This is a genomic window from Mycobacterium sp. E1747 (genome assembly GCF_001667775.1).
Classification (GTDB): Bacteria; Actinomycetota; Actinomycetes; order Mycobacteriales; family Mycobacteriaceae; genus Mycobacterium.
Genome location: NZ_LZJI01000023.1, coordinates 1 through 831, shown reverse-complemented (window position 1 = coordinate 831; position 831 = coordinate 1). Strand labels below are relative to the sequence as shown.

General features: G+C 69.6%; 2 pseudogenes. One reads left to right on the top strand and one right to left on the bottom strand.

What is annotated here, in order from left to right:
- A pseudogene (locus tag A5695_RS01780) lies at positions 1-376 on the top strand (hypothetical protein); the annotation flags it as partial.
- A gap of 4 nt (positions 377-380) precedes the next feature.
- Here the strand turns inward: A5695_RS01780 and A5695_RS01775 are convergent.
- Positions 381-831: pseudogene (locus tag A5695_RS01775) on the bottom strand (hypothetical protein); the annotation flags it as partial.

Below are 831 nucleotides of genomic sequence, written 5' to 3'. Positions count from 1 at the left end.
CGAGAACAAGCCGTCCAATCCCAGCGACCCGCACGACGGGGCGTACACGGCGGCGCGGCTGGCCCGCGACGAGGGCGTGCCCATTTCGACGATCTCGTTCGGCACCAAGACCGGCGAGATCGAGATGGACGGGCAGCGCGTCGCCGTCCCGGTCTCGACGGACCACATGAAGACCATCGCCAAGCTGTCCGGCGGGCAGTCCTACACCGCCAGCAACATCGCCGAGCTCAACAAGAGCTACAACGCCATCGAGAAGGACATCGGTTATCGGACCGTGCCGGGGCCGGGCAGCGCCGGGTGGCTGCGCCTGGGCGTGATCACCGCCTTGATCGCGACGGCGCTGGCGCTGCTGATCAACCGGCGGCTGCCGGTCTGATCGCTCAGGAGGGCAGCCGGCGATTCAGGAACAGCCCGGCCAGGATCGCACCGGCCAACGCGACCGCGCCCAGCAGCATCCAGGCCAGGCTGGCGTCGCCCTTGACGGTCTCGTAGCCGATCTGGCGCTGCAGGGTCGAGTAGACGTTCTTCAGCGATTCCAGGCTGTCGGCGTGGAACGCCTGGCCGTCGGTGATCTCGCAGATCTTCTGCAGCGTCTGGTCGTCGACGGGAACCGGGATCGTGGCGCCCTCGTATTCGACGGTGCCGTACGGCGTCCCGAAGGAGATGGTCGAGATCTGCACGCCCGCGGCCTTGGCGGCCCGGGCGGCGGTGAACGCCCCCTGCGGGGCGTTGGCGTCCAGCGGCACATTCTCCGCGCCGTCGGACAGCAGCACGATGCGGGCCGGGGGCGGGGTGTCGCCGCCCGTGATGGCCAGGGCGCTAACGGCGTGC